Origin of the sequence: Caloramator mitchellensis, assembly GCF_001440545.1 — a bacterium.
Taxonomy (GTDB): Bacteria; Bacillota; Clostridia; order Clostridiales; family Caloramatoraceae; genus Caloramator; species Caloramator mitchellensis.
The window spans coordinates 53,561-80,520 of sequence record NZ_LKHP01000006.1; the positions used below are offsets into that span (position 1 = coordinate 53,561).

Annotated in this window: 38 protein-coding genes; all 38 read right to left on the minus strand. The window is 30.8% G+C overall.

Annotated features, from left to right (window positions below):
* Positions 1-488: 488 nt before the first annotated feature.
* Complete coding sequence (locus ABG79_RS06495) at positions 489-920, minus strand: divergent PAP2 family protein (RefSeq protein WP_057978360.1); 432 nt, start codon at positions 918-920, stop codon at positions 489-491.
* A gap of 10 nt (positions 921-930) precedes the next feature.
* Positions 931-1,809, minus strand: a complete 879-nt coding sequence (locus tag ABG79_RS06500; protein ID WP_057978361.1) for a polyprenyl synthetase family protein — start codon at positions 1,807-1,809, stop codon at positions 931-933.
* A 1-nt stretch (position 1,810) separates the two neighbouring features.
* Positions 1,811-2,050: an exodeoxyribonuclease VII small subunit gene (gene xseB / locus ABG79_RS06505; RefSeq protein ID WP_057978363.1), complete on the minus strand. Its 240-nt coding sequence runs from the start codon at positions 2,048-2,050 to the stop codon at positions 1,811-1,813.
* On the minus strand, positions 2,035-3,321 hold the full coding sequence (gene xseA / locus ABG79_RS06510) for an exodeoxyribonuclease VII large subunit (RefSeq protein ID WP_057978364.1): 1,287 nt from the start codon (positions 3,319-3,321) through the stop codon (positions 2,035-2,037). The genes xseB and xseA overlap by 16 nt, the downstream gene beginning before the upstream one ends.
* A complete protein-coding gene (locus tag ABG79_RS06515; RefSeq protein WP_057978367.1) occupies positions 3,314-4,162 on the minus strand; it encodes a bifunctional 5,10-methylenetetrahydrofolate dehydrogenase/5,10-methenyltetrahydrofolate cyclohydrolase in 849 nt (282 codons plus the stop codon). The genes xseA and ABG79_RS06515 overlap by 8 nt, the downstream gene beginning before the upstream one ends.
* 2 nt (positions 4,163-4,164) lie before the next feature.
* Positions 4,165-5,082: a tRNA (adenosine(37)-N6)-threonylcarbamoyltransferase complex transferase subunit TsaD gene (locus ABG79_RS06520; protein WP_057978369.1), complete on the minus strand. Its 918-nt coding sequence runs from the start codon at positions 5,080-5,082 to the stop codon at positions 4,165-4,167.
* Between the two features lie 4 nt (positions 5,083-5,086).
* On the minus strand, positions 5,087-5,491 hold the full coding sequence (nusB, locus tag ABG79_RS06525; protein WP_057978371.1) for a transcription antitermination factor NusB: 405 nt from the start codon (positions 5,489-5,491) through the stop codon (positions 5,087-5,089).
* An 18-nt stretch (positions 5,492-5,509) separates the two neighbouring features.
* On the minus strand, positions 5,510-5,749 hold the full coding sequence (locus ABG79_RS06530; protein ID WP_341408606.1) for a DUF2273 domain-containing protein: 240 nt from the start codon (positions 5,747-5,749) through the stop codon (positions 5,510-5,512).
* Positions 5,746-6,279 carry an alkaline shock response membrane anchor protein AmaP gene (gene amaP / locus ABG79_RS06535; RefSeq protein ID WP_057978375.1) on the minus strand — a complete coding sequence of 178 codons (534 nt, stop codon included), beginning with the start codon at positions 6,277-6,279 and terminating at the stop codon, positions 5,746-5,748. The genes ABG79_RS06530 and amaP overlap by 4 nt, the downstream gene beginning before the upstream one ends.
* A gap of 61 nt (positions 6,280-6,340) precedes the next feature.
* Entirely contained in the window at positions 6,341-6,727 is a 387-nt protein-coding gene (locus ABG79_RS06540; RefSeq protein WP_200956801.1) for an Asp23/Gls24 family envelope stress response protein, read from the minus strand.
* A 71-nt stretch (positions 6,728-6,798) separates the two neighbouring features.
* Positions 6,799-7,284: a SpoIIIAH-like family protein gene (locus tag ABG79_RS06545; protein WP_057978377.1), complete on the minus strand. Its 486-nt coding sequence runs from the start codon at positions 7,282-7,284 to the stop codon at positions 6,799-6,801.
* Positions 7,285-7,345: 61 nt separating this feature from the next.
* Positions 7,346-7,939 (minus strand): stage III sporulation protein AG, encoded by a 594-nt coding sequence (spoIIIAG, locus tag ABG79_RS06550; RefSeq protein WP_057978378.1) that lies wholly within the window; start codon positions 7,937-7,939, stop codon positions 7,346-7,348.
* A 9-nt stretch (positions 7,940-7,948) separates the two neighbouring features.
* Positions 7,949-8,515, minus strand: a complete 567-nt coding sequence (gene spoIIIAF / locus ABG79_RS06555; protein WP_057978380.1) for a stage III sporulation protein AF — start codon at positions 8,513-8,515, stop codon at positions 7,949-7,951.
* A gap of 5 nt (positions 8,516-8,520) precedes the next feature.
* Positions 8,521-9,660 carry a stage III sporulation protein AE gene (gene spoIIIAE, locus ABG79_RS06560; protein WP_057978382.1) on the minus strand — a complete coding sequence of 380 codons (1,140 nt, stop codon included), beginning with the start codon at positions 9,658-9,660 and terminating at the stop codon, positions 8,521-8,523.
* Between the two features lie 14 nt (positions 9,661-9,674).
* Positions 9,675-10,061, minus strand: coding sequence for a stage III sporulation protein AD (spoIIIAD, locus tag ABG79_RS06565; protein ID WP_057978383.1), 387 nt, complete (start codon positions 10,059-10,061; stop codon positions 9,675-9,677).
* 11 nt (positions 10,062-10,072) lie between these two features.
* Positions 10,073-10,270, minus strand: coding sequence for a stage III sporulation protein AC (gene spoIIIAC, locus ABG79_RS06570; protein WP_057978385.1), 198 nt, complete (start codon positions 10,268-10,270; stop codon positions 10,073-10,075).
* 10 nt (positions 10,271-10,280) lie between these two features.
* Positions 10,281-10,802, minus strand: coding sequence for a stage III sporulation protein SpoIIIAB (gene spoIIIAB, locus ABG79_RS06575; RefSeq protein WP_057978387.1), 522 nt, complete (start codon positions 10,800-10,802; stop codon positions 10,281-10,283).
* 14 nt (positions 10,803-10,816) lie between these two features.
* Complete coding sequence (gene spoIIIAA, locus ABG79_RS06580; RefSeq protein ID WP_152978222.1) at positions 10,817-11,770, minus strand: stage III sporulation protein AA; 954 nt, start codon at positions 11,768-11,770, stop codon at positions 10,817-10,819.
* Between the two features lie 85 nt (positions 11,771-11,855).
* Positions 11,856-12,272 carry a CD1247 N-terminal domain-containing protein gene (locus ABG79_RS06585; protein WP_057978388.1) on the minus strand — a complete coding sequence of 139 codons (417 nt, stop codon included), beginning with the start codon at positions 12,270-12,272 and terminating at the stop codon, positions 11,856-11,858.
* Positions 12,273-12,333: 61 nt separating this feature from the next.
* The gene (gene efp, locus ABG79_RS06590) at positions 12,334-12,891 is read right to left on the minus strand and encodes an elongation factor P (protein WP_057978390.1); all 558 of its coding nucleotides are present in this window, start codon (positions 12,889-12,891) and stop codon (positions 12,334-12,336) included.
* A 52-nt stretch (positions 12,892-12,943) separates the two neighbouring features.
* The gene (locus ABG79_RS06595; RefSeq protein ID WP_057978392.1) at positions 12,944-14,017 is read right to left on the minus strand and encodes an aminopeptidase P family protein; all 1,074 of its coding nucleotides are present in this window, start codon (positions 14,015-14,017) and stop codon (positions 12,944-12,946) included.
* Between the two features lie 2 nt (positions 14,018-14,019).
* Positions 14,020-14,448 carry a type II 3-dehydroquinate dehydratase gene (aroQ, locus tag ABG79_RS06600; RefSeq protein ID WP_057978394.1) on the minus strand — a complete coding sequence of 143 codons (429 nt, stop codon included), beginning with the start codon at positions 14,446-14,448 and terminating at the stop codon, positions 14,020-14,022.
* Positions 14,449-14,520: 72 nt separating this feature from the next.
* The gene (locus ABG79_RS06605; protein ID WP_057978396.1) at positions 14,521-15,390 is read right to left on the minus strand and encodes a TIM barrel protein; all 870 of its coding nucleotides are present in this window, start codon (positions 15,388-15,390) and stop codon (positions 14,521-14,523) included.
* Between the two features lies 1 nt (position 15,391).
* Positions 15,392-15,886 (minus strand): shikimate kinase, encoded by a 495-nt coding sequence (locus ABG79_RS06610; protein ID WP_057978398.1) that lies wholly within the window; start codon positions 15,884-15,886, stop codon positions 15,392-15,394.
* 11 nt (positions 15,887-15,897) lie between these two features.
* Positions 15,898-16,290 carry a hypothetical protein gene (locus ABG79_RS06615; protein ID WP_057978400.1) on the minus strand — a complete coding sequence of 131 codons (393 nt, stop codon included), beginning with the start codon at positions 16,288-16,290 and terminating at the stop codon, positions 15,898-15,900.
* 5 nt (positions 16,291-16,295) lie between these two features.
* Entirely contained in the window at positions 16,296-16,688 is a 393-nt protein-coding gene (locus ABG79_RS06620; RefSeq protein ID WP_057978403.1) for a hypothetical protein, read from the minus strand.
* Between the two features lie 11 nt (positions 16,689-16,699).
* A complete protein-coding gene (locus ABG79_RS06625) occupies positions 16,700-17,113 on the minus strand; it encodes a hypothetical protein (protein ID WP_057978405.1) in 414 nt (137 codons plus the stop codon).
* Position 17,114: 1 nt separating this feature from the next.
* Positions 17,115-17,543, minus strand: a complete 429-nt coding sequence (locus ABG79_RS06630) for a hypothetical protein (RefSeq protein ID WP_057978406.1) — start codon at positions 17,541-17,543, stop codon at positions 17,115-17,117.
* A 26-nt stretch (positions 17,544-17,569) separates the two neighbouring features.
* Complete coding sequence (locus ABG79_RS06635; RefSeq protein ID WP_341408622.1) at positions 17,570-18,307, minus strand: prepilin peptidase; 738 nt, start codon at positions 18,305-18,307, stop codon at positions 17,570-17,572.
* A 17-nt stretch (positions 18,308-18,324) separates the two neighbouring features.
* A complete protein-coding gene (locus ABG79_RS06640; RefSeq protein WP_057978410.1) occupies positions 18,325-19,416 on the minus strand; it encodes a type II secretion system F family protein in 1,092 nt (363 codons plus the stop codon).
* Between the two features lie 13 nt (positions 19,417-19,429).
* Positions 19,430-20,488 (minus strand): type IV pilus twitching motility protein PilT, encoded by a 1,059-nt coding sequence (locus tag ABG79_RS06645; protein WP_057978412.1) that lies wholly within the window; start codon positions 20,486-20,488, stop codon positions 19,430-19,432.
* A 14-nt stretch (positions 20,489-20,502) separates the two neighbouring features.
* Entirely contained in the window at positions 20,503-21,984 is a 1,482-nt protein-coding gene (locus ABG79_RS06650; protein WP_057978414.1) for a GspE/PulE family protein, read from the minus strand.
* A gap of 27 nt (positions 21,985-22,011) precedes the next feature.
* Entirely contained in the window at positions 22,012-22,839 is an 828-nt protein-coding gene (aroE, locus tag ABG79_RS06655) for a shikimate dehydrogenase (protein ID WP_057978416.1), read from the minus strand.
* Positions 22,832-23,350, minus strand: coding sequence for a YqeG family HAD IIIA-type phosphatase (locus ABG79_RS06660; protein ID WP_057978418.1), 519 nt, complete (start codon positions 23,348-23,350; stop codon positions 22,832-22,834). The genes aroE and ABG79_RS06660 overlap by 8 nt, the downstream gene beginning before the upstream one ends.
* A gap of 116 nt (positions 23,351-23,466) precedes the next feature.
* Positions 23,467-24,153 (minus strand): RNA polymerase sporulation sigma factor SigK, encoded by a 687-nt coding sequence (gene sigK / locus ABG79_RS06665; RefSeq protein ID WP_057978420.1) that lies wholly within the window; start codon positions 24,151-24,153, stop codon positions 23,467-23,469.
* A 199-nt stretch (positions 24,154-24,352) separates the two neighbouring features.
* Positions 24,353-24,976, minus strand: a complete 624-nt coding sequence (gene udk, locus ABG79_RS06670) for a uridine kinase (protein WP_057978422.1) — start codon at positions 24,974-24,976, stop codon at positions 24,353-24,355.
* Positions 24,969-26,198, minus strand: a complete 1,230-nt coding sequence (locus ABG79_RS06675) for a peptidase U32 family protein (protein WP_057978424.1) — start codon at positions 26,196-26,198, stop codon at positions 24,969-24,971. Before ABG79_RS06675 ends, udk begins: the two co-directional genes overlap by 8 nt.
* A complete protein-coding gene (locus ABG79_RS06680; protein WP_057978426.1) occupies positions 26,195-26,848 on the minus strand; it encodes an O-methyltransferase in 654 nt (217 codons plus the stop codon). The genes ABG79_RS06675 and ABG79_RS06680 overlap by 4 nt, the downstream gene beginning before the upstream one ends.
* Positions 26,849-26,960: the final 112 nt, after the last annotated feature.

Below are 26,960 nucleotides of genomic sequence, written 5' to 3' on the forward strand. Positions count from 1 at the left end.
TCCCTTTAACTGAAAATTCATACTGTCGCCAAGTATGAGGCTAGATTACCACTTAGTCCACACTGCAATCCCTATCCTGCCTCCTTTGGAACAGTCTAGGAGATTTCCTCAACAGCATCGTCTATCCTTAGCCTCTTTTGCAAAAATGGTTTCCTATAGCGATAATCCATACACATGGGCCCAATGAATATGAATCTGATCTATCCTCCACCATTCTTGCTCAAGGCAGGCTACGCTGCACGTAGCATTAAATATACCACTTTGCAGGTTTAATCCCTTGCCGTAGTTGTCCACGAACAAGGGTCTCCGCGGGGGTAGGGTCGATTGCGCATGCCATTGCGGTCGCCCCATCCCCCTTACTCCCAGCACCAACCCACCACTGGGCGTAGCGAGCCAGCACAAGGAACTTCATCGATGTGCCCTTTAGCGGATTTTTAGCCCCGCCTTCAGAATAGACTAGCTGACTAGAATACTGCGCCACCTGTTATTTATAGCACCGTCCCGACAAATAACCCTAAAATAGCTCCAGCAAAAACTTCAACTGGAGTATGACCTATTAACTCTTTAAGCTTTTCGTGTTTAAAATTTTTATGCATCAAATCTTCAATCATTAAATTCAAAATTCTCGCCTGTTTACCTGCGGCGCGTCTTACGCCTGCTGCATCATACATTACAACCATAGCAAAACAAAAAGAAATTGCAAAATTTATGCTATCAAATCCACTTAGTTTACCCACCTTAGTTGCAAGAGCAACCACAAAGGCTGAATGTGAGCTAGGCATACCTCCAGAGCCCACAAGCCTTGTAAAATCAATTTTACCTTTTTTTAGTGAAACAATCAATACTTTCAAAAGCTGAGCAATTAGCCATCCTAAAAATGCTGTAATTAAAACACTATTTTTAAAAATATCTAAATACATAAAATTTCACCTAACTTTCACGCGTCAAGAGATAATTCGTAAGTTCATATAGAAATTTTGATTCATCTATCTTCAATGCAATATCTGCTGCATCTTTGCTAAATTTATTGGCCAACATTTTTGCTTTCTCAAGTCCAAATATAGTGACGAATGTAGGTTTGTTATCCTTTAAATCCTTTCCAATGCTCTTGCCTAACTTTTCTTTATCACCTGTAACATCTAGAATATCATCTACTATCTGAAATGCAATTCCAAGATTATAGCTATAGTTTTTAACATTATCGAGCATTTCATATCTATCTGCAATTATTGCTCCAATTGCACATGATGCTTCGATTAATTTGCCTGTTTTTTTATAATGCATCCCAAATAAGAGGTTTTCATCAATTTCGTTTCCAACGCTTGTTATATCTATTACTTGTCCGCCAATCATTCCAGTTATCCCGCTTGATTTTGAAATTTCAATCAGTGCATCAGTATATTTTTTATGATAGTTGTTCTTTTTTATAGCATTCAAAGCTATTTCAAATGCATAGTTCAAAAGAGCATCACCAGCTAATATTGCAATTGCTTCACCATACACTTTATGATTAGTAGGTTTACCTCTTCTAAAATCATCATTATCCATTGCTGGCAAATCATCATGTATCAATGAATAAGTGTGAATCATTTCTATACAACAAGCTAAATCTAAAAGCTCCATAGCATTTCCGCCCAATGCTTCACAAACAGCAATGCTCAATACAGGTCTTATTCTTTTTCCACCTGCAAATAAGCTATATTTCATCGCCTCAACAATTTTTTTAGGTGCGTCACTTATTTGCATTAGTTTTTCTAAATTATTATTTACCAAATCCTGCTTCAACTTAAGTGATTCAACAAAATTCATCCTAATCCTCCTCAGGAGTAAAATCCTTTTCCATTAACTCGCCATCATTTCCCTTAATTATTATGTTTATTTGTCTTTCTGCTTCATCTAATTTTTTATTGCAGTAATCCGATAGCTGAACTCCTTCCTGAAATAATTTTAAAGATTCATCAAGCGAAAGGTTGTCGCTTTCAAGTTTTTTAACGATTTCCTCCAACCTCTTTATAGCTTCCTCAAAATTCAAGTTTAATTCATTTCCCATAAATTTACCTCCAGTTTTTCTTCAACGCGGCATTTTACACTACCATCGCTAACCTGTAGCATTAAAATATCATCTATCTCAATATCATTAATGCTTTTAATTATCTCTTTCTCCTTTTCGACAAATGCATAACCTCTTGAAAGAATTTTTAAAGGGCTTAAAGCATCAATCTTACCAACTAGATATAAAAATTTATTTCTTCTAATAGATAATATATTCGTTCCCAAAATGTCTAGCTTTGAACACAACATTTGGCTTTTATTTTTCTCATACGTAATCCTTTTATTTATTATATTGATTATTTTGCTGTGTAGGTTATCTATATACTGGATGTTTTGAATTATTATGTTATTTGGTGAATAATTCATAATTCTTTGCTGCAAAGATTCAATAATAAGCACTCTATGCCTAATATTATTGATTAAGGATTTATATAGAGCTTCATGACAATTTGTTATTTTAAATTTCAATTCCTCAAATTTTGGAACTGCAATCTCAGCAGCATGGGATGGTGTTGAAGCTCTAACGTCAGCAACAAAATCTGATATAGTTATGTCAGTTTCATGCCCAACTGCAGAAATGATAGGTACTTTGCTTTCAAAAATTGCCCTTACAACTATTTCTTCATTAAATGCCCAAAGTTCTTCTATTGAACCGCCACCACGGCCTATTATTATAACATCTATATCGTCCCTAGTATTAAAATACCTAATACCTTCTACAATGCTCTCTGCAGCTCCTTCTCCCTGAACTTTTGCAGGATAAAGCAATATTTTTATGCCTGAAAATCTTCTTGTTGAAACATTAATAATATCCCTTATTACTGCACCTGTGCTTGAAGTTACAACTCCAATTTTTCTAGGAAACATTGGTAGCGGCTTTTTGTATTCGTCACTAAAAAGTCCTTCCTTAGCGAGCTTTTCTTTTAGCTGCTCATAGGCTAAATATAAACTTCCAAAGCCATCAGGCTCTAATTTTGTGCAATATAATTGATACTGACCATCTCTTTCATAAATGCTGATCGAGCCATAAGCAAAAACACTCATCCCATCCTCTGGGATAAATTTTAATCTAGAACTATAACTTTTAAATAAAATGCATTTTATTTTTGATTCATCATCCTTTAGTGTAAAATAAACATGACCTGAAGAATGAACTTTGTAATTTGAAATTTCGCCTTTTATATACACATTGCTTAAAACTTCATCTTCATCGATTAAATCTTTTATATATCTAGTTATCTGCGAAACAGTATAAGCTGTTTTATTCATAAATATATGCAGCCTCCAAAACATTTTCAATTAACATAGTTGTTGTCATCGAACCAACTCCTCCAGGAACGGGAGTTATCATAGAAGCTAACTCAATTGCCGCTTCGAAGTCAACATCCCCAACCAACCTTCCATCCACCATAGTTGTTCCTGCATCTATTATTATTGCACCTTCTTTAATCATATCCTTTGTAACTAATTTAGGCCTTCCTACTGCACTTACGATTATATCAGAACTTAAAAGTATTGCCTTTAAATTTTTTGTTTTTGAATGGCATATAGTAACTGTAGCATTTTCATTTAATAATAATGCAGCTGCTGGTTTACCAACAATATTGCTTCTTCCTATTACTGCAACATTTTTGCCAGTTAACTCAGCGTTAACTTCCTTTAAAATTCTTACTATCCCCTTTGGTGTGCATGGAATCAGACATTTTTCTCCACGATAAAGCTTACCTGCGTTAATAGGGTTAAAGCAATCCACATCTTTATGAACAGCAATCATATTTGCAATATGGTCTTCATCTATATGTTTAGGAAGAGGAACTTGAACAAGTATTCCATGAACTTCTGGATTTACGTTTAACGATTTTATCAGCTCAATCAGCTCTTCTTCCTTGGTCTCCTCTGGCAGTTCGTATGTTAAAGATTTTAACCCAGCTTCAATGCATACTTTTTCCTTGTTTCTTACATATGAAACTGAAGCAGGATCACCACCGACAATAATTGTTGCAAGGCATAATTTCATTCCCCTCCTGTGTTCAAATTCCCTAATCTTCATTTTTAAACTTTCTCTAATTTCTTTTGCTATTGCTTTACAATCGATAACCTTTGCTGGCATTTTTATTCCTCCTTTATTTTTCTTAATCCTATGTAAGCTACTCCGACCGCATTGTCTGTTGCGTAATTTGATTCTGAAAAAAATAGCCTTCCCTCAAACTTTCCCTTAAAATATTTCTTTAAAAAATTGCTTGAAGAAACTCCTCCAATTAAAATTATAGGTAAATTAAAGTCATTAATCAAATTATTTATTAATTTTTCTAATGTCTTTGCTACACACATCATAGCCGCAAAGGATATTTCCTCTTGATTATAACCATTCTTTATCATGTTTAATCCATTTGTTTCCTGACCTGATAAATTAAAATAGTAACCATCTACTCGTGACGGTATTCTCAAATCCTTTTTAGGAGCAGACAAAGCCAAATCGTCCATAGTCCTGCCACATGGAAAATTAATACCAAGTTCAACACCTAATCTATCTATAAATTGTCCAAAACTTATATCCCTTGTTCCGCCAATTAATTCTATCTTATAGTCTAAATATTTTTTTACCATTAATACTTCAGAAGTTCCACCAGAAAGATGAAGAGCAATAAAGTCATTGTAGTTAAAACTAATTGATTGAAGTGCCGATTCAATATGCCCTTCTTGATGTGTTGTTAAAAAAAGTGGAATAGATTTTGAAATTGAAATTACCTTTGCAAATCTTTCGCCTGCAATAAAAACTGGCATATACGAATTATCCTGAGGTCTTGGTTTTACGCTTACGCAAACAGCTGCTATATCATTAATATTTATTTCGTCCAAAATATCTGGCAAATTATTAACATGCTGAAAAAGGGCTTCAGATTGCCTCAAGCCCTTTTCACCTCTTTTAACATCTAATATTTTTCTTTTATCATAGATTATGCCATTTTCATCAACAACAGCAATGGATGTTGTATAATTGCTTGTATCAATACCCAACACCTTTTGCATAGTATTATAACTCCTCTATAACTTTACCTAATATGCCGTTTATAAAAGCTGCAGAATTATCTGTTCCATATTTTTTGGCAAGCTCTATAGCTTCGTTAACAGCTACAGGATTTGGAACATCTTCTCTTTTTAGCATTTCGAATATTGCTAATCTCATTATTGAGATATCAACCTTTGCAATTCTATTGAGTTTCCAGCCCTGAGCATATTTTTCTATGTAACCATCTATAATATTAAGATTCTTTTCAATTCCACTTATGCAATCTTTAATATAATCAATATCATCATTGCTAAACTTAATTTCATTGTTTTCATAAAAATCATTAATAACTTCTTCAGCTGAAGATTGACTTATTTCCATCTGGTAGAGCAATGTCATTGCCTTTTCTCTTGCATTTTTTCTACTCATGATCATTCCTCCAATGTATTATTTCCACTTACTAAATAGCAGATTCCCAAAAAATTCGGATAAATCCTCATTATTGTCAATTTTTCTACCAATATAATACCCAATATAAGAACAAATTAATATAAATATTGTCTTAAAAAATCCTATTAATAAAACAAATAGTGCAAATAATAAACCTATTGCGCAGCCTAACGATTTGCCTCTATTTTGATTAACAAAGTTAATTAAGTATTCCTTCCACATCATAGCACCCCTCATTCCATTTTAAGCATAGTTCCGGATGCAATGTCATCAACCAATACCTTTACCTCTCCAACAGGAATTTCTGCAATCATTTCAATATATGATTTTACATTCTGTTGAATCTCCTTTACCAAATTAGGTATATTTATATCTGGAAACACCAACATTTTAATCATTATATTTATATTTTGTTTACCTGGTCTTACAAATACCTTAATATCCTTTATTCCCTTTATGTTGGAAGTTGCCTTTAAAACAAGTGCTTTTACTGCTTCATTTGTAATAACTATCTCTCCATCAGATGTATATTTAACAATTCCAGCTTTATTAGAAGTGTCTGTTTTTAGCAATCTAATTACAAAATAAATATTAATAGCAATTAATGCAAATGCAATTATATCAAAAATATATGAACCAGTCAAAGAATAATAATAATTGATTTGTTCTTGGGGTATAATCCCTTTAATTGCCAATAATGCCACAGTAGTAGCAAAAGCCAAAAAAACAAAATAGAGTGTAAATAAAAACTTCTCAAATTTATTCATTTGTAACACCCCTTGTTAAAATTTAAATTAACCCTCTGATTACAGAGGGTTAATTTAATGATTATTTCTTTACCTTTTCTTCGTCCTTAACTTCTTTTTGGAAGTTTACTCCTTGAACGTGAACATTTACTTGGGTAACAGTAATCCCAGTCATAGTTTCAACTGAAAGCTTTACCTTCTTTTGAACTTCTTTTGCAACTTCAGGAATAGAAACGCCATAATCAACAACAATATTTGCATCTATCAAAACTTCATTTTCTCCTAATTGAACCTTTATACCCTTAGCAGGAGATTTTACACCTACTTTTTCCAGCATATCGCCTGTAAATCCACCAGTTAAATCAGCAACTCCTGAAACTTCATTAACTGCCATAGATGCAATAAGCGAAATTACTTCAGGTGCTATCTTTATCTGCCCAAATTCATTTAAGTTCATTTCTCCTTCCACAGTTTACACCTCCTGTCTCGTCTTTTCTTATCATTAGTTTATTACTAAAATTTGAAAAAATCAAGCATATTTTATTTTTGCCTTACTGTAATTCTTGAAGGAGAAATTCCCGTCGTTTTTACAACAATATCCTTAATTTGGTTAGCATCTTCGCTTGTCAATGAATTGTCTGTTTTGACTACAACCTCAACTCCATTATCGTCTATAAAACATAGACTATCTTCAAATCCCTTTTCCTTGACAAGAGTTTCAATCTTATTTTCTTTCAAAGCTCTATCGTTTAATTGCATTAATTTAGTTGTGGCTGCATTCTTGGCAGTTTTAGTAGCATCTTGGCTTGAAATTATCTTTTCTAATTCTTGTTTTACTACATCCCTTTCCTGTTGTCTCTCAATTCTACTTTCAGCAAAATAGTTAGTAACTTCCTTTGTTTCCACATTCTTCCCAATAGTAGTTAAATTTCCTGAGTCATTAAACTTTTTTGCAAACCAACCAGAAAATGCAATTAATACGATAAGAACTGCGATTATTGCAGTTTGTCTTTTTACATCAGACATAGTCCCCCTCCTTTAAATTTAAATCTAATAAATTTATATGTTATAAACTTAATTATTATAATTAATTTTTCATAGGTAGTGCCGAAACTTTGTATGATGGAACATTCAGCAGTGTTTTAACAGCAGTAATAATCTGCTCTTTAACCATGGGATTTTTAGCTCCTTCAGCAACAACAATTACACCACCAATATTAGGATTAATCTGTTTTATTATTAAAGGTTTATTTGAATTTCCTTCGTTAAGCAATACAACGTTTATGTTTTTGTTATTTTCTGTAGTTATCCTGTTCCCACCTTGATTGTCCTTTTCTTCAATCTTTCTTGTGCTGTAGTTTTCGTTATATGCTGGAACTGTAGCACTGCCTCCCTCAAAATAAATCATAACACTAACTTTCCCCACGCCTTCAATTTGTGAAAGTATTTCAGTAAGTTCTCTTTTAATCTTTTCTTCATAGGAAAAAGTTGGGTTTAATGCTTCGCTGCTTACCTCTATAACAGACTTTTCTTCCTTCTTCTTTTTATCTGAAATCTTTATTTGATTATATGTATCAGCAATAATCATAAGCAAAATACCAACCAAAATTACTATCAATACATTAAGAACTATCTTTTTTGTATCCTTAGGTAGCTTATCCATAAATTTTTTAAAATCCATATTCACCCCTCACCTTTCAAACTCAATCGTATTTTCCCCAATACCGTAATTCTCCTTCAAAAACTTTATCACGTCCATATTTCTAATCTCAAATGAAGCTTCATTTTTATTGCTTCCAATTACAACCTTTTCAATTGACTTGATATTGTTTTTCGAGTTTAAGCTTAATACTATTCGTTCAATCTTGCCAAACCCAACGCTTTTCATATTTTCATTTACTTGAATTAATAATACATCATATTTGTTATTAAAATTCTGATCTATCTCATTTTCAAGATTGTTCTTCAAATTCATCTTAAATTGATTTATTATTTCTTTATTATAATTATCTTCTATTTTAATAGATTCCGTAGAACCCTCATAATAGCTTATATATTTATTAATAGAATTGCTGATATCAATTTCCTTACCAAACATATTAAAAACAGGTATCAAAATAGTTATTAATACAATTAAACCTAAAACAAATTTTGCATATCTCTTCAAGCTATTTGACGGCAATATAATTTCTACAAGAGTTATAAAAATATAAACGCTTACAATAAGTTTTACCCAGGAACTTATAAAATTAATCATATAAATCACCCTACATTCACAATAACCTTACCAGCTGATGCCAGAATTGTTATCATAATAAAGAACATTACAGCCACGGAAAGAACTGATGCAAATATTATTAACATTGTTTTTCCTGAAACGCTTAATGGTTTAACTATTTTATCATCGACTATTGGTTCTAATATAACGCATGCGAATCTATATATTAAGCTTAATACTATTATTTTAATTAAAGGAAATATACAAATGCCTATTATTATAAACAGTCCAAATATGCTTACTGCATCCTTAAGTATAAGAGAATAGCTTGCGACAGTAGTTACTGCATCCGATAGTGCTCCTCCAACAATTGGAATAAATTTGTCAACAGCAAATTTAGTGCTCTTTATAGCTACTTCATCGAATGTATTTGCTGTAATACCTCTTACAGTAATAATTCCAATAAATATTGTCATAATAAAGCCTAATAGCCATTGATTAATTGTATTTATAAATTCTCCAAGTTTAGAAATCTTTATATCATCGCTTAAATTATCAATCAGAAATACGACTACAGCTATTATAGTTATTGGAAGTATTATATTTTTAATAACATCACTTGAAAATTTAATAAAAAACATCAATATTGGGTCTAAAGTTGTGGCAGTTGCAATGCTTCCAGTCCCAATCAGCATTGTTATTAATGCTGGAATTAAGGCGTTCATAAAATTGACCATGTCATCGATTGCCCTATTGGCTACTGCTATTGCATATGTAAAAGTTCTTATAATTATAATTGTAACTATCAAAAATATTGCATAGCTGCTAAGTTTTGCAATGTTGTTGTCTTCAAAAGCGTTTTGCAATGTATGTATAATTGCCGAAATTATTCCAATTGCAAGTATTTCTAACAGCAGTTTATAATTTAAAATTATTTCTTTAATAGAGAATTTAGCTATATTGATTATCATTTCTTTGAATGTTATTTTTAACGACCCATTACTCTTATAATTTTCAATTAAAGATTTAAGGCTTATATCTGGAAAATATTCATAATTTTGCTTTAAGTTTTCAGAAATTCTTTCAATTGAGCTAAAATCAAATGTTGGGTCTTTATTCATCGAATAAACAACAGTATTTATGCTTATTAGAATCAATAATATAAAACTTACCTTGTATTTCATTTTACTCACTCACCCTATGGTAAAATTTTTATAATTAAATCCATAACAGCCATTAGAATTGGAATAGAGAGTATTATAATTAATATCTTGCCTGCAAATTCAATCTTGTTGGCAAGGGAACCTTGTCCTGAATCCTTACATATTTCAACTCCAAATGAAGCTAAATATGCTATCCCGATAATTTTAAATATTATATTCAAATACGTGTAATCGATATTAGCTTTTATTGCTATTTGCTGCAATGCTTGGATAACAAGAGTTAATCTTGAAATCATAAAAAAGAATATAACAAGACCAGTAACCATGCTTATCTGTATTGCAAGTTCGGGCTTTTCTTCCTTAATAACCAGTATTATTATGGTTGCAATAAAAGCTATAATAATTACTTTAGTAATATCCATTTAATCACCCTCTAATATTGAAACATCGACTTAACTGTGTCAAACAATTTGGCTAACATGTTTAAAGTTAAGAACAAAACAATAACTATACCAGCTAAGGTTGTTAGTGTAGCCATATCACTTTTGCCCTGACTATCAAAAATTTTATCAAGTATTATTATTAAAATGCCAATTAAACCAATTTTAAAAATAATATCAACATCAACCATAGTGCACCTCCTAAAATAACATTACAACTATTACAACGCCAAAGGAAAAACCAAGATACTTTATGAGTTTGTCGTTTGACTTTCTTTTTGCATCAACTTTCTTTTCTATATCCTCAAGCTTTTTTATTGCAATATTAAAATTTTTCTTTTGACCTTCAAAATCACTTGAACCTATTCCTTGAATAAAATTTTTAATGACTTCAATTTCCTCTTCATCGAAATAAAATTTATCTTTTGTCTTATCATAGCAATCGATAAAGGTATCATAAATTGTATCCATCCTATGTTCTCTTAATTCTTCAGAGATATCCATAAAAAGGTTCCTTAATGGACCGTTAAATTTATTTCCTACTTTATTGAAAGCAATATATAAGGGTTCCGAAGAATAAATTATTTCGCTTTCAAGCTGATTTAAAGCAAATTGTATATCTCTAATCTGTTTAACTTTTTCAGAAAAAATCCATGATATGTAAAATCCCATAAATGTTGTTGCAACAATAATTAAGAAACTTCCTATAAGCTTTAAAAACATTCCTCCACCTCCCGTCAAATATCAATAATTTCTTCTATTGTTCCCGGTCCCTTGTTTCTATTCAAAACTATTGCCTTTCTAAATGTATTGTTCAACATATCCCTAAACCCGTTCCTATTCATTACTTCATCCAGATTCCTTCCATGTGCAGTTGCTATTATTTTAACGCCGACATTCAGAGCATCTTCTATAGCTTTTGCATCCTCAGGTCCTCCAATTTCATCAACTGCAATTATCTCAGGATTCATCGAGCGAATAAGCATATAAATTCCTGCTACTTTGGGACAACTATCAAGAACGTCAGTTCTAATTCCTACATCCAATTGAGGAACTCCATGAAAACAAGCAGCAATTTCCCCCCTTTCATCTATTAATCCAATCCTATAACCTTTAATATTTAAAGAATTATCCCCACTGCTAAGCACCCTTATGATATCTCTTAACAGCGTAGTTTTACCGCAACCTGGAGGAGAAATTATCAAGGTATGATTTACTCCTTCACTATATAATCTGCTTACTAAATTATTTGCACAACCTTTTATCTCCTTTGCAATTCTTATGTTCATTCCTGATATATACTTTAAAGTTTTTACTTTGTTTCCATCTAAAACAACTTTTCCTACCAGTCCTACTCTATGTCCTCCTCTTAGGGTTATAAAACCTTGTTTAACTTCTTCCTCAACAGCATATAATGAATAGTCGCTCATCCTTTGAAGTGTTCTTTCAATATCCTGCCTATCCACAACAAATAAATCTTTATATTTAGAATCTATACAACCGCTATTGTTGACAAAAAAATCACCATGCTTATTTTGAATCATTAAAGGTCTATTAGCTCTCAATCTTATTTCTTCAATATTATTAAAATCCTCTCTGTTTAACTTTTTTATTAAACTATAAATTCTTTCAGATAATACTTCGGAAAGTATTATTTCAATAGTGTTCTTATTTACTTCTGTATATTCCATTACTTGTCCCCCTTTCTTAATATAAAGTTTATTAGCATTTTATTTATTTTATGAATAAAAAAAATCCCTGGAAAAATTCCAGGGATTAGCAATTACAATCCTCATCATCACAATTGCATTCACATTCTTCTCTAATATATATCGGTTCATTACAATTTGGACAAATAATTTCGTCCTCGTCCTCATCATCAAACATATCTCTGTCTAGAAAAACTTTTTCATTGCAATGCGGGCATTCAACTTCAATGAAGTTTTCTTCTTCGTCTTCAAAATTCTCATCTTCATATAGTTCATCTTCTATTCTTGTAAGGTCTTCGTCAATTGCGTCAACATAGTCCTCAAGGTCATTTGTTTCCTCATGTATTGCATCAATTTCTTCTGCAATTTCATCCAAAACATCGATAATTGCAATTAATAGCTTACCTTCCTTTGTGTCTTCGTTGATTCCTAGTCCATCTGAAAGCCCCTTTAGATAAGCAACTCTCTCTTTAACATTGTTCATTATATCACCTCTTCAATAATATTAAACAGTGGCCTTTGCCACTGTTTAATATTATTATGTATTAAACTCTTGACATATATTCGCCTGTTCTTGTATCGATTCTAATTACATCTCCTTGATTTACGAAGAGTGGCACCATGAATGTAGCACCAGTTTCAACTGTCGCTGGTTTCATCGCGTTAGTTGCTGTGTCCCCTCTAACACCTGGTTCAGTTTCAACTACTTCGAGTTCCACAAATGTTGGAGGTTCAACTGAGAAAGCCTCTCCTTTGTAAAATTTAATTATAGCATTCATATTCTCCTTAAGGTATTTAATAGCGTCTTCTACCTTATCGTAGTTTAATGGAACTTGTTCATAGGATTGTGTATCCATGAAATAATATAAGTTACCATCATTGTAAAGATATTGCATTTCTTTTCTCTCGATTATTGCTTCTGGAAACTTTTCTGTTGGGTTAAATGATTTTTCAATAACTGCACCAGTTACAACGTTCTTAAGTTTTGTTCTTACGAATGCAGCTCCTTTTCCTGGCTTAACATGCATAAAGTCAACTACTGTAAAAACTTGTCCATCTAGTTCAAAAGTAGCCCCTTTTCTAAAATCTCCTGCTGTAATCATGAACAATATCCCTCCATAAAATGTTTTTATCTAAATAAAGAATGAACAAAAATTATAGTTCCATCAAATGTTTTGGTGATTTTGATAATACTCTGTAACCATCTTCAGTTACAACAACAAGTTCTTCTATTCTTACCCCTCCAAAATTAGGAACATATATGCCTGGTTCATCTGTAACAACCATACCTGCCTGTAGTATTTCATTGCTTCTAAAGTTAAGTCTTGGCATTTCATGAACTTCCATACCAACACCATGACCTAATCCATGACCAAATTTATCACCATAGCCTCTTTCCTTTATTATATCTCTTGCAATTCTGTCTGCATCGAAACATGATAAACCTGCCTTTATCGCCTTTAAGGCAGCTTCATTTGCATCTAAAACAGCATTATATATTTCCTTATGTTTGTCACTCGCTTTTCCTACTACAACTGTTCTTGTCATATCAGAACAGTATCCTTTATATATGCATCCAAAATCAAGTGTTACAAAATCGCCATATTCAATTTTTTTATCAGATGGAGTTCCATGTGGAAGTGAAGACCTTGCTCCTGAAACAACAATTGAATTGAAGGATAACCCTTCAGCTCCATGTTTTTTCATAAAATATTCTAATTCAAGCGCAATATCTTTTTCTACTGCTCCTACTTTTAAGAATTTAATAATATGTTCAAAAGCCATATCAGCAATTGATGCAGCCTTTGCTATTAATTCTATCTCTTCTTCCTCTTTAATCATTCTTAATTTTTCAATTGTCTGACTTAATTTTACTATTTGGATATCTTCTAAAAGCTCCTTATAAGTGAAATAATCAGAATATGTCATTCTGTCTTCTTCGATTCCAAGAACCTTTACATTGTTTTCAAGAAGCAATTCCTTTATAGCATTGTGTATAGGTGGTTTGTATTCAATTACTTCATATCCTACAACTTCAGCATTAGCTTGTTCGATGTATCTTCCATCTGTAAGGAAATATGCCTTATCTTTTAATATAACAGAAAAACTTTCATGACCAGTAAACCCACTTAAATAATTTCTGTTATAATCGCCATAAACTAATGCAGCATCAATTCCTAATTCATCAAATCTTGCTCTAAAATTTTCAAGTCTTTTTAATATGTTCATTTTTATTCCCCCTTTGTAAAATAAGCAATGGCTAAAATATATGAATATTTTCCTAAACCTGTTATCTGGCCTACGCATGAAGGTGCAATCACTGATTTTCTTCTATACTCTTCTCTACTATATATATTGCTCAAATGGACTTCTATAGTAGGAATATTTACTGACTTAATAGCATCATGTATAGCATAACTATAATGGGTGTAGGCTCCAGGATTGATAATAATACCATCAAACTTTCCAAATGAATTATGTATTTCGTTTATAATTTCACCTTCAATGTTGCTATGAAATATTTTAACTTCAACACCATTTAAATTTGCAAATTCATATATAAATTTGCTAAGCTCTTCATAGGAAATATTACCGTAAACTTCAGCTTCTCTTATGCCAAGCATATTCAAGTTTGGACCATTGATTATTAATAGTCTCAATTTACCACACCCTATAACTTTCTATGCAACACTTGTATTTTATCAAATTTATACTAACATTGCAATTGATATTTAGATTTTTAATGAATTGAGTTCCATCTGGAATATTCTTTTAAGTTCTAGTGCATCTTCAGCCATATTTTCACGCGATTCACAAATAATCCTCGCATAAACATCTTTTTTAATAAGAACTTTTGCGAGAAGTGAAAATTCAGGGCCATAATCAGTATCTGATAAGGACCAGTGTTTCTTTTCTCCTGCATCAGTGTATTCAATCCTACTAAAATGACAATGTAATTTTTTTAAACATTTTTCTCCTAAACCGCTAAATAATTTATCGAATATATATTCAAAGTCAGAAATTGAATTTAATGCTCCTCTTCCTAGCGCATGAATATGGCCAAAATCTATGGTAGGAATTAAATTATAGTCTATGTTGCACAATTCGATTATTTCATCTAATGTTCCTAATTGATTTTGTTTCCCCATCGTTTCAGGGCATATAATAACGTAAGGAAATAAATCTTCTTTATACAATGTTTCAATTGCCTTTGATACACCATATTTGCATCTTTCAAATGCAGTTTTTCTATCAATTTTAGCACAAGAACCCGGATGGAATACTACTCTATCTGCGCCCATTATTTTAGCAAGTTTTGAGCTTTTTCTTAAATAATCTATAGATTTATTTATAGTATCATCATCCAAACTCCCAAAATTGATATAATAGGGTGCGTGTATTGAAAGTTTTATATTAAACCTTTTTGCATTTTCTCCAATTTTAAATGCAGTTTCCTCTTTTAAATTAATACCTCTCCCAAATGAATATTCATATGCATCCAATCCAACTCTTTTCAACCACATAGGATAATCGATAGATGATTTATATCCTTCATCATAAAAACTTTGTGAATTTCCTGAAGGCCCAAATTCTACTGTCATTTTAATCCTCCTGTAATATTTTAATTATTTTATCTACAGCATCGTAAATAGATGCATCGTTAACAATAGCATAATCGCAATATTTTTCATATAGCATAGATCTTTTTTCAAAAAGTTTATATAAATTATTTTTATCCTTTAACAATGGTCTATTATCAAACCTAACATTATTTATTATTATATCCAAATCTCTTTTAATATAAAAAATAATTGTTTTTTTCTTTAAAAAAATCATATTTTCTTCCCTCGTAACAATTCCACCGCCAGTTGAAATTACTGTGTTTTCAGTATCAAGGACATCTAGTAGGGAATGACTTTCTATATTCCTAAAATAATCTTCTCCATACATTTCAAATATTCTGGTTATCTTCATTTGTGCCTTTTCTTCTATATATCTATCTAAATCAATAAATTTCATGCCTAACTTTTTAGATAAAACTCTTCCAATAGTAGTTTTACCACTCCCAGGCATACCGATTAATGAAATATTTTTCAAAGCAATCCCCCTTACTTTAAAATTACTAGTTCCTTTGTTGTATAACTGTAATAATCCCTAAATCTTGCATTGGAACTTATATTATATTTTATATAATTAGACCCGATTATACTATTAATATTCAATTGTATATATTTGTCATTAACGGGTTGAAAACTAAGTCTTAGCATGTCATTTTCAATAATAAGATAATATTTGATGTTTTTTGCTGGAAAATTTTCTGCTTCTAGCAATTTTATTGCATGGTTAATTCCACTCTCTGAATAATATTGAACCTGTAATCTATTTTCTAAATTATTTCTGACTATAATGTTATTTAAAGATATATCCAGAGATGATGTAACTAAAATAAATATTACAAAAAATATCAAAAGAATATAAATTTCAACAAACCCCTTTTTCATTTTATTCACCTGTTTTTAACTATCACTGAATTTGAAGAATATAGAGACTCGACCTTGACTTCGTATAACCCTTTTCCTAAATATATAACACTAAATTTTTTTATTCCATCAGCTATTTGAACTGAGCCATAATCATATATTAAAACATCATTTTTTAGGTATATTTTTTTATTGTCAATATAAACAACGTCACCATTTAATACAATGCTACTAGCATTTTTTATTTTTTCTGCCAAGAATTCAATTGCAATTCTTTTGTTTATGTTTGAATCTAGTTTCTTGTTGTTTAAATTTAAAATATTTATCTGATTTAAATAAAAATTCAATGTAAAATACAATAAAAAAGCAAATAAAATTAGTGCGCTTAATGTTTCAATTAATATATAGCCCTTTTTCAAAATAACCACCATCATTTATAATAAATAATACTTGTTTTAATATTGAAAACTGTATTTGAACAGACTACTTTAATCGAATTTAATCCTTCAATTTTGCTAAATTCTATATTTAGTTTATATTGTCCCTTTGTATTTTTATTATCATTTGCACATATCACAAAATTTGATAAGCCATTTGAAATTATGCCCTTCTTTATATTTTCAAAATCATCAAAATATATTTCAATATTTGAATACACTTTGCCTTCATCTGCCTTATAGAACTCAACAATACTTCTACAAATATCCAGTTCATAATCTTTTAGTTTCATCCTTTGGTTACTTGTTGCATTTGAAAAATTAACGGTTAAAATTGATAAAGCTAAAATACTAAAAAGAATAATAAAAATTACTGTTTGAATTAGGATAAATCCTTTTGTTTTCATCTTAAAACCCCGCAATTCTGCTGAATCCAATCGTTAATGTAATTTTTTCTGTTTTATTTGAATATATATCTTTTAACACAACAGAGCATGCATAAGGTGACACACTCCCGTTTGCATTAAATACTAGTTTATTGTCTGATGAAAAAGTGCTAAGGCTTCTTGAAATTTTTACGTTATTAGGCAACACAACTCTTTTTATTGCCCTAGAGCTTTGGACAATTAGATACCCATTGAAATCGTTTGAATTTTTATCTTTAATGAAATAAAAATTAACATCCGTTCCCTTGCTGTAAGCTGCAAGTTTTGCTAACTTTAAATCACTAATAAGTTTAATGCCTGAATTTTGCAATTGAATATAATTTAAAATATTTAATGGATTTAGCATAGCAAAAGTTGCTATAACAAATAGTAATAGTAATGAAATAATCATTTCAATTGTAGAAAAACCTTTATTTTTTAAAATATATAAAAACTTAATAATGTATCACCCCATAAAATTGAAATTAACGTAGCTAATGATATGAAAGGACCAAATGGAATATAATCCTTTCTTGATTTAATTTTCAGCAAAATTAATAGTGAACCTATAAAACCACCTAATATAAACGACAGAAAAACTGTAACTATAGTAAGCTTTACCCCTAAGAATAATCCTATAACAAATAATAGTTCTGCATCTCCCCATCCCATTCCATGAGTAGTCAATATTATAATTGAGATAACACCTGCTCCTATCAATGCTCCTATTATAAAAGTTATTATATTTTGCTTCATTAACAGAAAAATAAAAATAAAAATTATCCCAACTGCTGTTCCAAAATAGATTGTATTTGTATATATATCAGTTGTAAATAAATCGATTACTGATATCACGATTATTAATGATGACAGTATTGAATATTTTATAAAGATTAGTGTTAAACCAAATTTTATAAACAACAATATATAAATTAATCCATTTAATAATTCGATTATTGGGTATCTAATTGATATTTTTGAATTACAATATCTGCATCTGCCTTTTAGAAACAAATAACTAAACAGTGGAAACAAATCATGCCACGCTAATTTATGGTAGCAGTTAGCACAATGCGATGCTGGAAAGACAACCGATTCATCTCTAGGAATCCTATAAATACAGACATTTAAAAAACTTCCTACAATTAGTCCTAATAAAAAAATAATAAAAATCAATATTTTCCCCCCTTACTCTAAAATAAATTGTTATATATCTTAAACATCGGAAGCAAAAATGCCAGAACCATAACTCCTATGATAATAGATATGAAAATAATTAAAATTGGCTCCATCAATTTAACAATCCCAATTAATCTTTTTTCTACATCATTTTCAAAATATATAGAAAGTTTGTTGAGAGTATCTTCTAAATTTCCTGTTTCTTCTCCAACAGAGATAAGTTCAGTAAAAATTTTAGGAAACAAATTATATTTTTTAAATGTTGACCCAAGAGAATTGCCATGTTTTATTTCTTCGATTATTTTAATATATTTTAATCTGATATTATAGTTTTTTATTAATTGTTCTGAAAGAATTAAGCTATCTAAAATACTAATACCGCTTGAAATCTGTATATACAAACTTTTTGCAATTCTAGATGTTAGTAATTTAATCTCTACTGTTTTGTATATTGGAATCTTAAGTAAAAATGAATCTAAATATTTTTTAATGGATGGATTTTTACTTTTTAAAAGAATAACTATTGTAAATAAAAAGTTAGCTAAAACTATCAATAATATATCAATATTACTACTCATACTTATTATTATCTTTGTAATATATGGCAGTTCTTTAATGTTTAACTGATGCAAAATTGAAATAAGATTAGGTATTACCTTTAGAGCTAGCATCATTGCTACTAGGACTGAAGTAATAAACAATATCAATGGGTAGGTCAAAGCCTGTTGTATGTTTTTGACAATTCTTGCCTCGTTCTCATAATAATCTGCAAGTTCCAACAGTATCTTGTCAAGTTTTCCAGACCTTTCTCCTACCCTCATCATATATATTGCAAAGCTCGGAATTAAATTGTATTTCTCAAAAATATCACTTAAATTTTCACCTTGTATTATTTGCTTGCTTAGCAAATCCAATGTTTTAAAAACTTTGTCATCTTCTGACATCGATTTAATAATTTCGATTCCTTTTATAATATTAACTCCTGAACTCGATATCAAATGTATCTGTTTAAATAAAACAGATGTTTCTTCATTTGTAAATTTTCTTATTCCTTTAACTCCCCCTGCATCCCCTTTTATCTTAATCATTGCTAAAGGGGTATGCATTAATAACACCTCTTTATAGTCTCATTAATCTTTCCATTATGTCCTTATCAACTGAGTAAGTCAGTGCATCCTCTTCGGTAATTAATCCTTTTTTAAATAGTTCCACTAGAGAGGAATCCATCGTCTTCATTCCATATCTACCACCTGTTTGAACTATAGAATCTATTTGATGGGTTTTACCTTCTCTTATTAAGTTTCTAACAGCAGGTGTAGCAACCATTATTTCCATAGCACAAACTCTGCCTTTTCCATCAGCCCTCGTAATAAGCTGTTGAGAAATAACTCCTTCTAAAACAGCCGCGAGTTGAACCTTTATCTGCTGTTGCTGGTGAGGAGGGAAAACGTCAACTATTCTATCAATTGTTTTAGATGCACCAATAGTATGTAGTGTTGAAAAAACAAGGTGTCCTGTTTCAGCAGCTGTTATAGCTATTGATATAGTTTCTAAATCTCTCATCTCACCTACAAGTATTACATCAGGGTCTTCTCTTAAAGCAGCCCTAAGAGCATTTGCATAGGACTTGCTATCATAGCCTATTTCTCTTTGATTTACTATGCTGCTCTTGTGCTTATGTAAATATTCAACAGGGTCTTCAAGAGTTATTATATGGCAATTTCTTGAACTGTTTATCTCATTTATCATTGCTGCTAGGGTTGTAGATTTACCGCTTCCAGTTGGTCCTGTAACTAACACTAAGCCTCTATTTTTAGTGCATAATTCCTTTAAAACAGGAGGCATGTTTAATTTCTCAAGCGTTGGTATTTGAGGTGCAACAGTTCTTATTGCTAAAGCATCACTTCCTCGTTGTTTAAATATATTGACCCTAAATCTCCCAATACCCTGAATTGAATATGATAAATCAATTTCTCCATATTGCAAATAACGTTCATATTGTTCTTCAGTCAAAATAGACTTAGCGCAATATTCAGTGTCCTTAGGAGTTACCTTTTCTTCTCCTATATGCTTCAATATACCGTTTATTCTAAAGGTTGGTGGTATGCCAACAGTAATATGTATATCTGAAGCCTCCATTTCAACAGCTCTTATTAATATAGTATCGATATTTAACATTTGAAATCCCCCTCTCAAAAGTAATTTATTTTTAGAAATTCTTCTGTGGTTGTTATGCCACTTAAAACTAGTTCTTTACAAACATCAACAATCGATGAAGCGCTATAATCTTTAATTTTCATCTTTAAATTTAATTCACAATAATCTTTAGAAATTAGACTTCTTATTTCATCCGTAACTTCAAGTATTTCAAATACTCCTACTCTCCCTTTATAGCCAGTATAATTACAATATGAACAACCCTTACCTTTATATAGTTTTGCCTTTTTACCCCAGAATTTGTTTTCAATATCATTTTTATTTACTATATATCTGCAGTAAGGGCATATCTTCTTTACAAGCCTTTGTGATATTATGCCATTTAATGCTGACGCTAATAAATATGGCTCTATTCCCATATCTAACAGTCTTGTTATTGTAGAAACCGCATCATTTGTATGAAATGTGCTAATTACTTGATGGCCTGTTATTGCTGCCTTTAACGCAATATCGGCAGTCTCAAAATCTCTTATTTCTCCTACCACAATTACATCAGGGTCCTGTCTTAACATCGACCTAAGTCCAACTGAAAAAGTTAATCCTGATTTTGGGTTAACATTTATTTGATTTATGCCTTCAATTGTATATTCGATGGGATCCTCAATAGTTATTATGTTATTTTTTTGATTGTTAAGTTCATTAATAATTGCATATAATGTCGTTGACTTTCCGCTTCCAGTTGGACCTGTAACTAATATAATTCCTTTATGTTTATAAATAATTTTATTAAACAATTTCTGTTGTTCCAAATTCATCCCTAAACAATTTTTATTTATAAAAATTTCGTTTTTGTTCAATATTCTTATGACTGTTTTTTCTCCAAAAACAGTTGGAATTGTTGATATTCTTAAATCATATCTTTCACTTTCATTTTCCCATTTAAGCTTTCCATCAAGCGGCAGTCTTTTCTCAGAAATATCAAGACCTGAGAGTATTTTTATTCTGTTTAAAAGCATATTATAAGCCTCGTGAGTAATTCTTATTATTTCTGTTAAATCACCATCAACCCTGCTCCTAACTTTAACATATTTTTCAAAAGGCTCAAAATGTATGTCGCTTGCCTTTTTATCTATGCTATATTTTAAAATCCAATCTAATAGCATCGCAATTGGCGAAATTTGAATTTCAGTTTCAATCTTTTTATTGTTAGTCTGTTCTATAACACTATTAATACAGCTTAAACTTACATCCAATATAACTATTTCTTTTTTTGTTTTGCTTATTATCTCGTTAAGCTTATTTTTGTCTGTATCCTCATTAACACCGAATATTATTCTTTCTGGGCTATCAAACAACGTCATGATTCCATAATTTTTAATCAAGAACTGATTAAAATCATCGTTTAAACATTCATTAAAATAAAAGTAGTTCAAATCATGTTTTGCTTTATGTTTTTCTTCAAGGCCTTTATATTTATTGAGTTTCTTGTAGGTTCCAATATTTATCTGTAAATCCATAATACCACCCGCAACGTTTTATCTTGATTATTCCTTTTTTTTGCGGGAAATAAACATATTTTCAACTAATTCCTGATAAATTTTTTCTATATTATCATCACTTAATTTTGTGTTATTCCAAATTTCCTGGGATTTAACGGCCTGAGCTACAAGCATGTAAAATCCATTAAAAGCTCTAATATTTAAATCATCGGCATATTTTATAAGCTTGGTTTTAAATGGATTGTAAATCAAATCAATAATTGTTTCGAAATTTTTTACACATTCTTTTTCAACTGGTGATGAGTCAAAGTTTGGACTCATTCCAACAGGTGTGCAATTTATAAGTAAATCTCCTTTAATTTTGGCAAGTTCTTGATAATCTATAACCCTCGATCCGTTTATTTCATTTAAATTTCTATTTCTCGAGGCAAATATTATTTCTTTTGTCCCTAAATCTACTAAAGATTTCATTACTGCTCTTGAAGAACCGCCTGTTCCAAGTATAACCGCTATTTTACCATGCACATCAATATCAAACCTTCTTAATAAAGATATAAAGCCGAAATAATCTGTATTATATCCGAATGCATTTTTATTAGTAAATTTTATAGTATTTACTGAACCTATTGATTTTACTTCATCTGAACATCCATCCAGAAAATCAATTATCTTAATTTTATATGGTATAGTTACATTAATTCCTTTAAAATTCAATACTTGTAATCCTTCTATTGCCATCTTCAAATCGGCTTCATTAACCTCAAACAAATGGTAATTTCCTATTATGCTTAATTTTTTCATAATTAAATCATGTATCTCGGGAGATTTACTGTGAGATAACTTTTCACCAATTAGTCCGTATAAGTTATTCATCTTTAATTATCTCCTTTGAATAATTTAATTGTTTTCTAATTTTTATTTCTATTTTTCTTACAAGCCTCGTAGTAATAAATTCAGTTTTATCAATAGGGTCAACAAGTATTGATTTTATACCGCATCTTTTAGCTCCTAGTATATCAGAATAAATCTGGTCACCTATTACACAAGTATTTTCCCTATTCGCATTTAAAGCCTTTAATGCACCAATGAACATTTTTTTCATAGGTTTTATTCCAATTGACGAATAGGTGTAAATTTTTAAATCACCTTTAAACATCCTTACTCTTTCTGCAGAACTATTAGATAAAAGGCAAATATTGAACCCTTTTTCAATCAAACGATTTAATAGAGTTTTTGCTTTAATATCTGGTTCTTTACTTCCCCATGGCATTATTGTATTATCTATGTCGATAATAAGATTTGAAATTCCTAATTCACTTAGTTTATCATAATCAATCGCATAAATGCTTGGCACATAATAATCCGGCAAAAAAATGTCTTCCATAATACACCTCTAAAAACATACTCAAATAATATTATATTACAAATTTTGCATAAATAAAGATAATTATTCTAAAAAAATCGATAAAGGTATTCCAGAATTTCTCTGAAATACCTTTATTATAGTTTCATAGCCTTAGATAATTTTTTAAGCGCTTTCTTTTCTATCCTTGATACATACGACCTTGATATACCAAGCATTTTCGCTATTTCTCTCTGTGTTAGCGGTTCACCTGTGATTCCATATCTTAATTCAATTATCAATTTTTCTTTTTCATCTAATACTTTTCCTAATAAATTTTTCAACTTTTTTGTTGATATCTTATTATCAACTTCATCAACTATTCTATCGCTATCGGTTCCGAGAATATCAATCAAACAAATCTCGTTTCCTTCCCTATCCATTCCAATAGGGTCCTGAAGATAAACTTCAGATTTTGATTTTTTGGTGCTTCTAACAAACATCAATATTTCATTTTCAATGCACCTTGCTGCATACGTTGCAAATCTGCTACCTTTATCCTTATTAAATGTTTCAATTGCTTTTATAAGACCTACTGTTCCAATTGATATCAAGTCGTCAGCATCCTTAGGTTGAGGATTAAATTTTTTTATAACATGAGCTACCAATCTTAAATTTCTAATTATCAACTCATTTTTTGCCTTATCATCTCCATTTTTATAAGCGATAAACAAGGCAGATTCTTCTTCTTCTGTAAGAGGTTGAGGAAACGATTTTCCATTAGTTAGATATCCAATAAAATTTGATGTGTAAAGTAATGCTGATATTATAATATCAATAAACAATGTGCCACTCCTACAGATAGATATGTAATATTATATGCACATTACCCCAATTATGGTTACAATAAATTATACATATTTAAAATTCATAAGCCCCATGATTGATTTTAACATCAATTCATGGGGCTCATTTAATAGATTATTTCTATGATTAAAAAATAACTTAAAGTAATATTAATCAAATATCTTTAATAAAAAACATTTACTTTATTGATAAAATGTGTTTGACCTTAGCTATGAGTATGTCGATTGCTACCTTGTTGTAACCGCCTTCAGGAATTATTATATCTGCGTATCTTTTTGTTGGTTCGACAAATTGAAGGTGCATCGGTCTTACAACCCCCATATATTGTTCAATTACCGAATCTATTGTTCTTCCTCTTTCTTTAATATCTCTTCTTATCCTTCTTATTATTCTTACATCGGCGTCGGTGTCAACGAATATTTTAATGTCTAACAAATTTCTAATTTCTGGTTCAGCTAAGATTAATATTCCTTCGAGTATTATAATATCTTTAGGCTCAACCTTGACTGTTTCCTTTTTTCTATTATGAACTTCAAAGTCGTAAATAGGCTTGTCTATAGGGTTACCATTAAGGAGCGTTTTTAAATGCTCAATCAACAATTCGGTATCAAATGCATCTGGATGGTCGTAGTTGGTTTTAACTCTATCCTCTAAAGATAAATGGCTCTGGTCCTTATAATATGAATCCTGTTCAATTACAACAATATTTTCACCAGGAAGGCTTTGGAATATTTCCTTTGCTACTGTGCTTTTTCCTGAGCCTGTTCCTCCTGCAATTCCAATTAACAGCGGTTTACTCATCACTATCCCCTTTCTCCTTAACAAGCATATCGTAAGGCTTTAGTTTAGCATCTGTTTTTAATTTATAAATCATCTGTGGATGAGGTGTCGATTCAATAGCATCTCCATCTAAATTCCACATTTCATCTAAAACTATATTATAATTATCGTCCTTAGGAGTTAAAACCTCTACGGTATCACCCTTGAATACTTTATTTCTTTGCTCAATAGTTGCTATTTTATTTTCTTCATCGTAGTCCAAAACAAGTCCTACTATATCATGTGTTCTTATATAAGATGAACTTTCGTATACCTGTTTTTTAGGCTTTCCAAAATAAAATCCAGTTGAAAATTCTCTATGGCTGGCTTTTGAAAGCTCCTCAAGCCATTTGGGATTGAATTTATAATCTTCCTTATCCTTTAAATAGCTATCTATTGCCTGTCTATAAGCTTTAACGACTGTTGCAACATAATATGAACTCTTCATTCTTCCTTCAATTTTAAAACTTGTAATTCCACTTTCAACAAGTTCAGGAATATATTCAATCATACATAAATCATTTGAGTTCATTATATAGGTGCCTCTTTCGTCCTCGAAAACCTGGTAATATTCTCCTGGCCTTTTTTCTTCAACAAGATAATATTTATATCTGCAAGGATGTGCGCATGCACCTCTGTTGGCGTCCCTATGGGTCATATAGTTTGACAATAGACACCTTCCAGAATATGCCATGCACATAGCACCATGAACAAATGCCTCAATTTCCAAATCCTTTGGAGCTTTTTCTCTTATCTCCTTTATCTCTTTAAGCGATAACTCCCTTGCCAGGACAACTCTTTTTGCTCCAAGATTATGCCAAAATTCACAGGTCTTATAATTTGTATTATTCGCCTGAGTGCTTATATGAACTTCCAAGTTTGGAGCGACATCCTTTACTATTGAAAAAACGCCAAGGTCAGAGACAATAATGGCATCCACTCCAATTTCATCAAGTGTTTTAATATATTCAGGCAATCCTTTTAAATCATCGTTGTGCGGGAATATATTTACAGTAACATATACCTTTACTCCTCTGTCATGAGCAAATTTTAGAGCTTCTTTCATCGTTTCTGTATCAAAATTATCTGCCATAGCTCTTAAGCTATATGCTTCTCCTCCTATATAAACTGCATCGGCACCGTAAATTATTGCGGTTTTTAATTTCTCAAGATTGCCGGCAGGAGCCAATAATTCTATCTTCATTTTTTCACCTCCGCTACTTTAAGGCTAATTGCAAGCCCATCGCCAATCGGTAGAACAACAGTTTCAAGTTCCGGCATGTTTGAAATGGTTGTAAGATATTTTCTCAGCCTCTTCACAATAGTTATTTTTCTTCTTTTTACTAAATCGTTAGTTGCTATCATCCCTCTAAAAAGAACATTGTCTGAAATTAAAAGGCCTCCCTGCTTTAACAGCCTTAAGCATTCAGGAAGAAAATGTATATAATGCCCTTTAGCTGCATCCAAAAAAATCATGTCATATTTCCCTTCAAGTTTTTTTAACTCTTCAAGTGCATCTCCCTTAATTACGTTAATTTTATCAGTTAGATTAGCATTCCTTATATTTTCAATAGCCTTGTTATACATTTCATCATCTCTTTCGATAGTTATAATTCTGCTTGCACCAGCATTAGCCATCACTATTGAGGAATATCCTATGGCAGCTCCAACCTCAAGTATATTATTTATGTCGTGTGATTTAATTAATATACTCATAAGCTTTACAACTTCCTTATGAACAATTGGAACATCATTTGCAGCAGCATATTCTTCCAACTCTTTTATTAATCCAGTATTCCCAGGTATTAGCTCTCTTATATATTCTTCTATATAATCATGAACTATATTGCTCATATTAACCTCCAAATAAAAAAGGTTCATATTTATTTTAACACAAAACTCCAATAAATATTTTGTTGAAATTTGTTGATTTCACTCTTTGCTATTATATCACTTTGTATATTTT